Here is a 6,968-nt window from a genome sequence, read left to right as displayed (position 1 = left end):
GCCTTGGTCAGCTCCGGGTTGGGCTCCTTGGAACCGGCCTGGACCAGTTCCACGGCCAGCATCGCGCCGCGGCCGCGGATGTCGCCGATCACGGACTTCCCGGCGCCGGCCAGTTCGGCCTGCAGTTCCTGCAGGCGTCCCGTGGCGAGCGATTCGATGTGGCGGGCGCGTCCGGCGAGGTTGTACTCCTCCATGGACCCGATCGCGGCCAATGCGGCAGCGCACGCCACCGGGTTGCCGCCGTAGGTGCCGCCCAGTCCGCCCGGGTGGACGGCGTCGAGCAGGTCAGCACGGCCGGTGATCGCGGAGAGCGGCATGCCGCCGGCGATGCCCTTGGCCATGGTGATGATGTCCGGGACAACGTCCTCGTGGTTGACGGCGAACCATTCGCCGGTGCGGCAGAAGCCGGACTGGACCTCGTCGGCGATGAAGACGACGCCGTTGGCCTTGGCCCAGGCGGCCAGCGCAGGGAGGAAGCCCTCGGCGGGGACGATGAAGCCGCCCTCGCCCTGGATGGGTTCGATGATGATCGCGGCAACCTGGTCGCCGCCGATCTGCTTCTCGATCATGGTGATGGCGCGCTTGGCGGCCTCGGCACCGGTGATCGAGGGGTTCTCCTCGCGGTACGGGTAGCTCATGGGCATGCGGTAGACCTCGGGCGCGAACGGGCCGAAGTTGGTCTTGTACGGCATGGCCTTCGCGGTCAGCGCCATGGTCAGGTTGGTGCGGCCGTGGTAGGCGTGGTCAAAGGCGACGACGGCGTCACGCCCGGTGGCGAGGCGGGCCACCTTGACGGCGTTCTCCACTGCCTCGGCGCCGGAGTTGAACAGCACGGTCCGCTTCTCGTGGTCGCCCGGGGTCAGGCGGTTGAGCTGCTCGGCAAGTGCCACGTAGCTTTCGTACGGGGTGACCATAAAGCAGGTGTGCGTGAAGTGCTCCACGGCTTCCTTCACGGCCCCGACGACGGCGGGATCGGACGCGCCGACGCTGGTCACCGCGATGCCCGAGCCGAGGTCGATGAAGGAGTTGCCGTCGACGTCGTGGATGATGCCGCCGTCGGCGTCCGCAACGTAGACGGGAACGGCGGACGCGACGCCCGCGGCGACCACTGCCTTGCGGCGCTCGGTCAGGGCGATGGACTTGGGGCCCGGGAAGTCGGCCTGGACACGGCGCTTCTGTTCCAGGCGGAAGGTGATTTCACTTGCTGTGGTGCTCATGGGAGGGCCTTTCTTGAAAGCGTGGGGATTAGGCGTCGAGTGCGCTCATGACGTGCTTGATGCGCGTGTAGTCCTCGACCCCGTACATGGAGAGGTCCTTGCCGTAGCCGGACTGCTTGAAGCCGCCGTGCGGCATTTCGGCCGTCAGGAGGATGTGCGTGTTGATCCAGACCGCGCCGAAGTCCAGGTCGCGGCTCATCCGCATGGCCGTGCCGTGGTCGGACGTCCAGACGCTGGAGGCGAGGGCGTATTCGACGTCGTTCGCCAGCTCGAGTGCCTCCGCCTCGGAGGAGAACTTCTGCACCGTGATGACCGGGCCGAAGGTTTCCTGCTGGACGATGTCGTCCGTCTGCTTGGCGCCGGTGACGATGGTGGGTTCGAAGAAGAAGCCCTTGTCCCCGGCGCGGTGGCCGCCCGTGACAATTTTGCAGTTTTCCGGCAGGTGCTCCACCACGGAGGTGACGGCGTTGAAGTGGTTCACGTTGTTCAGCGGGCCGAAGTAGTTGTCTTCGTCGTTCTGCGAGCCGGTGTGCAGGGTCTTGGTGTGTTCCACCATCGCTGCCACGACGTCGTCGTGGACCGAATCCTCCACCAGCACCCGGGTGATGGCGGTGCAGTCCTGGCCGGCGTTGAAGAACGCGAACTCGGCGATGGCCGCGGCGCTCTTCTTGATGTCGGCGTCCTTGAACACGATGGCCGGGGCCTTGCCGCCGAGCTCCAGGTGGGCGCGCTTGAGGCCCTTCGCGGCCCCGGAGGCCACGGCGATGCCGGCGCGGACCGAGCCCGTGATGGAGACCAGGCCGGGGACCCGGTGTTCCACCATCATGGCTCCGGTTTCGCCGGTTCCCAGCACCACGTTCAGCACGCCGGCAGGCAGGATGTCGCCGGCCAGGCGGGCCAGCACCAGGGTGGATTCGGGGGTGGTGTCGGAGGGCTTGAGGACCACGGTGTTGCCGGCCGCGAGCGCAGGGCCGATCTTCCAGATGGCCATCAGGAACGGGTAGTTCCAGGGGGCAACCTGGGCTACCACACCGATGGGTTCGCGGCGCACGTAGGAGGTGTGGCCTTCGAAGTACTCGCCCGCGGACTTGCCTTCCAGGATGCGCGCGGCACCGGCGAAGAAGCGGAGCTGGTCGGCGCCGGCGGCAATTTCCTCGGAGGCAATCAGGGAGCGGACCTGCCCGGTGTTGCGGTGCTGGGCTTCCACAAGTTCGTCGCTGTGGGCTTCAACGGCGTCCGCGAGCTTGAGCAGCATCAGCTGGCGCTGCCCGGGGGTGACGTGCTTCCAGGTCTTGAAAGCGTCCTTGGCCGCGGTCATGGCGGCGTCGACGTCGGCCTGGATGGAGACGGGAGACTGCGCCACTACCTCGCCGTTAGTGGGATTAACGATGTCCAGCAGGGCGGTGCCCGCGGGCGTGACGAACTCACCATTGATGAAGTTCTGCAAGGTATGAACCACGGTGTACAACCTCTTTCATAGGGAACATCAGCTGCGAAGCGGATGGTTGCGACTGCCTTGAGCCTATGCCAGCACCTTCCCCCCGGGGAATAGCCACCTGCACACCCTTGGCCGCAATGTTTAGTGCGGTTGACCAGCGTCCGTCTATCCTTGAGCCATGGCCATTTCCCTCGCCACCCTGCTCGGCGTGCACTCCCTCCATCTGTCCAATGCAGGCCTTGCCGAGACCACCTGGCACGAGGACATCAACTGGGTTGCCGTTACGGAGCTGGAGGACCCGCAGCGTTTCCTCAGCGGCGGCGAACTGGTGCTCACCACGGGCATGCGCCTGCGGTCCGCGCCCGAGCAGCGGCGCTTCGTCCGGCAGGTCCAGCGCGCCGGTGCCGTGGGCATCGGGTTCGGGACAGGACTGACGCACGACGCCGTCCCGCCGGCCCTGATTGCCGAGGCCAACCGCTGGGGGCTGCCGATCGTCCAGGTGCCTTACGAGACTCCGTTCATTGCCATCGGCAAGCTGGTGGCGGAGGCGCAGGCCGCTGATCATGTCGCCAAGCTGGAGCGCCTGATCGCGGGCCACCAGATCCTGGCCCGCGCCCTCCTCACCGGCGGTGGCCTCACCCAGCTCCTGAAGCATCTGGGCGGGATGCTGCGGACTGAGATTGCCCTCACCCAGTTCACCGCCCACCTGTACAACAGCGGCGCCGAGCTCCCCTCCGCTGACACGTGGGCCTCCTACCCCATCCCCACCGGCCGCCGCGATGCCTGCACGCTGTGGGTCCGCCAGCCGTTCGAGGATTCGGGCATCATCGGCTACGCCCAGAACCTGATCAGCGTGGAGCTGAACAACATGGTCAAGCAGCGCCAGGCCCAGCGCGCCCTGTGCGGCCAGGTGCTGGAGGACGTCATCCACGGCGCCCTGGAGACCAGCGAGGCCCAGCGCCGGCTCGCCGGCGTGGGCCTGAACAGCACACGCAAGAACGTGGTGCTGCTGGCGGTGTCCGCCGCCCATCACAAGGCACTGGTGAGCACCTCGGTGCCGCAGCCGCTGGAGACGGCGGTGGCCGCCGTCGTCGGGAAGGACCTGGTGGTGGTGATTAACGACGACGGCGGCGCGGCACCTGCGCTGGCCAGGCGGCTCAGCGACCACCTGGCTGAGGCCGGGATCCACGCGACGATCGGGATCGGCGGCGCGTACACCAAGCCGAACGGCCTGCGCTGGAGCTACTTCGAGGCCCGCGATGCGGCCAGCCACGGCCTGCCGGTGAACGAGCCGGAACGGCTGAGCCTGACCTCCCTGCTGCTGGCCAGTGAAGACGTTCCCCTGGCCGACATGGCCCACGAGTCGCTGAACCCGCTGCGCGCGTTCGACGCCGCCCACGGTGCGGAACTGGTGACCACACTGGAAAGCTACCTGAACAACAACGGTTCCGTGGCCGCCGTCGCCGAAGCCCTGACACTGCACCGGAACACCGTGCGGTACCGGCTGGCCCAGATCACCGAGCTGACCGGCTACGATCCTTCGGTCACGGCGGACCGCGTGCAGCTGTGGCTGGCGCTCGCCGTGTCGCGGCTCGGAGCGCGGCAGGCCAGGTAGGCCGGGTGCCCTAAATGACCTTCCCCCGGAGGACCTTGCGGGACTTCTTGCGTTCCTTCCAGTACTCAGCTTCGGCCTCGGCCGCGAGCTGCACCTGCCGGGTATGGAGCGTGACGTAGGCCGACGCGACGGCCTCGGGCAGGTCCGGCGCCGCCGCCAGGTTGGCCAGCAGGTCCCGGGCCACCACGCTGTCGTGGAAATCGCCGAGGATCTGCTGCTGGCTGCGCGCGGCCTTGGCGATTTTCGTGGCGTGCTTGCCGTGGACCGGCTCCACGGATTCCGCCACGTGCCGCAGCCGCTTGGCGTCCTTGCGCACCTGGTGCAGCGCCGTCTCGTGCTCGGCTCCCCTGCGTGTCCGCTTGGCTGTCCTGGCTGCGCGCTCCAGCCTCTTGGCTGCCTTGGCCACCAGCTTGACCGCCGCCTTGCGGGCCGGGGCTGCGGCGCCCGGGCGGACCGGCGGGTTGTCAAGGAAGGCCTCGACGCCGTCCAGGAGTTGGAAATAGCGCGCGGAAACCATCGCCATCTGGAGTTTCCGGTGGGCTGCGTCCCGGCCCACTCCCAGGTCATCCTCCAGCCGGTCCTTCACCGCCGAAGCCAGTTCCGGGGGCAGCTCCGCCATATGCCCGCGCAGGCGGTCCAGTATGACTTCAGCGTCCCGCGGCACGCCCAGCACGCGGCCAAGCCATTTGAGCTCCGTACCGAGGTGCCGCACAGCCAGGGCATTGTAGAACCGCCGGTAGGCTTGCAGCGCCGAACGGGCCCGGCGGGTGGCCGACCGCAGGTCGTGCACAGCCTCGGGTTCCTCCAGACGGACGCCGGGATCGTGCGCCAGGATCTCGCTGATCTGCTGAGCCAGGTAGGCGTTCAGGAGGTCCGACACAGGCCCCTTTTTGCCAGGACTCTTTGGGCCGAGACTCTTCGGGCCCGGACTCTTCGGGCCGGCAGCGGCACCGGACTCCTTGGCAGGCAGGGCCAGGACTTTTGCCAGCTTGGAGCCGTGCTTGGCCGGGAGCGCCCCGGCGGCCGCCAGGATTTCCTCAGCGCCCGGGAACAGTTCAGGACTCCCGTGCACCAGCTCGAGCTCCCATTCACGCCACTGCCGCGTCCGGGCCTCCCCCTCGGGCGCTGCCGCCTCCCCCACCGCGGCGCCCGCGCCACCCGCGCCGCCCGCAGCGCCGAGCAGCTCTGCGCTCACGTGGTCGTCCGCCAGGTCCGCCAGGTGGACACCGTCCTCGCCATATAACGCATAGGCGGTCCGCTGGGTTTTCAGCCGGACCACCGGGGCGGCGTCCTCGCCGCGGAGGTAGGCCAGCACGTGCGCCAACAGGCTGTCAGGAACGACGCCGGGCTGGCCCAGCGGGGCGTGCAGCTCGCGGCGCCGCCGGGGTTCCGAGCCGGAGCCGCCGGCTGCGTCGCCAGACTCCTCGTCGGATCCGGGGCCCTGGGCGGGCAGCTTCAGGTGCCAGCCGGCGTCGACTCCGCCGGTGCGGCGGCGAAGCGTGATGTCACGGGAGGCGAGCGTGTGACTTCGCGTGTCGAAGTACACCGCCTCCAGGGTTTCCACGTGGGGCTCCCCCACCCGGGTGACCCCGGGGATCTCCGCGAGCGAAGGCACTTCGGCGTCCTGACCGACGTCGTACTTCTTTTCGACCTCAACTGCCTGCGAAGCCATGACTGGCCGTCCTTCCACGTTGATGGGCGCCAGATCCTGCGGGGCGAGTTCCCTTGAGCCCGGGGCTGAACTCTGGTGGCCCGAGTCTATGCCCGCAACATTAACGGCCGCGAGAGGTTCACCACAGAACCCTAGACATCAAACGTCAAACGTCTAACCTTAAGACATGACTGTTGCCCCTGCAGATGCCCCGACGCTGTCCGACGCGCCGCCCAAACCGCGCTCCGCCGTCGTCTTCGGAGTCATCGCGCTGGTGCTGATTGGGCTGAACCTGCGGGCGGGGATTGCGGGCGCGTCTGCCCTCCTCCATGATTTTCAGCAGGTCCTGGGCTACGGACCGCTGGTGGCGGCGATCATTCCGTCCATCCCGACGCTCTGTTTTGCGGTGGCGGGCTCGGCGACGTCGTGGCTGACCGGACGGCTCGGCGTCGAGAAGGCCATCCTGCTGGCACTTGGATTCCTGGCCGGCGGGCTGCTGCTCCGCGGGATCCCGGCAACCGGCATGCTGGTGGCGGGCACCGTGGTGGGGATGTCCGGCCTGGCGGTCTGCAACGTGGCCATGCCGTCGTTCATCCGCGAGCATTTTGCCCACCGGACGTCCGCGATGACGGCGCTCTACACCGTCACCATGACCACCGGCGCCACCGTCACCGCGGTCGCCGTGGTCCCGCTGGCCCTGACGCTCGGCTCGCCGTCCGCCGCGGTTGGCGCGATCGGATTCCTGGCGGTGGCTGCTTTCCTGGGCTTCCTGCCCGTCGTTCTGCATGCGCACCGCACCAGCGTCCGGAGCACGGCACCCCGCATCGCCCCGTGGCCACTGCTGCGTACCCGGAAGGGCCAGCTGCTTACCGCCATTTTTGCCCTCCAGGCGCTGCTCGCCTACTCACTGATCAGCTGGTTCCCGTCCATGCTGATCAGCATGGGCCTCAGCTCAGCGGACAGCGGCCTGATGTACGGGCTGATGCAGCTGGTCTCCGTGCCTGCCGGCATGGTGCTGCTCGCCATCGGCTCGCGGCCCCGGATGCT

At 68.3% G+C, this 6,968-nt stretch carries 5 protein-coding genes; 2 read left to right on the top strand and 3 right to left on the bottom strand.

Annotation, left to right across the window (positions count from 1 at the left end; translation table 11 throughout):
* Positions 1-1,217, bottom strand: a 1,217-nt coding sequence (gene gabT, locus V6M49_RS15300) for a 4-aminobutyrate--2-oxoglutarate transaminase (protein ID WP_332761826.1), incomplete at its 3' end; no start/stop codon positions are given.
* A gap of 28 nt (positions 1,218-1,245) precedes the next feature.
* The gene (locus V6M49_RS15295; RefSeq protein ID WP_141141310.1) at positions 1,246-2,676 is read right to left on the bottom strand and encodes a gamma-aminobutyraldehyde dehydrogenase; all 1,431 of its coding nucleotides are present in this window, start codon (positions 2,674-2,676) and stop codon (positions 1,246-1,248) included.
* Between the two features lie 157 nt (positions 2,677-2,833).
* On the opposite strand from V6M49_RS15295, the gene V6M49_RS15290 reads away from it, so the two are divergent.
* Positions 2,834-4,270: a PucR family transcriptional regulator gene (locus V6M49_RS15290; RefSeq protein WP_332761824.1), complete on the top strand. Its 1,437-nt coding sequence runs from the start codon at positions 2,834-2,836 to the stop codon at positions 4,268-4,270.
* A gap of 10 nt (positions 4,271-4,280) precedes the next feature.
* On the opposite strand, the gene V6M49_RS15285 is transcribed toward V6M49_RS15290, so the two are convergent.
* The gene (locus V6M49_RS15285) at positions 4,281-5,942 is read right to left on the bottom strand and encodes a CYTH and CHAD domain-containing protein (RefSeq protein ID WP_332761822.1); all 1,662 of its coding nucleotides are present in this window, start codon (positions 5,940-5,942) and stop codon (positions 4,281-4,283) included.
* Positions 5,943-6,108: 166 nt separating this feature from the next.
* On the opposite strand from V6M49_RS15285, the gene V6M49_RS15280 reads away from it, so the two are divergent.
* A partial coding sequence (locus V6M49_RS15280) for an MFS transporter (RefSeq protein ID WP_332761820.1) occupies positions 6,109-6,968 on the top strand: 860 nt, incomplete at its 3' end.

It is taken from the genome of Pseudarthrobacter sp., from assembly GCF_036675385.1.
Classification (GTDB): Bacteria; Actinomycetota; Actinomycetes; order Actinomycetales; family Micrococcaceae; genus Arthrobacter.
This window is presented reverse-complemented; position numbering and strand designations above follow the sequence as displayed.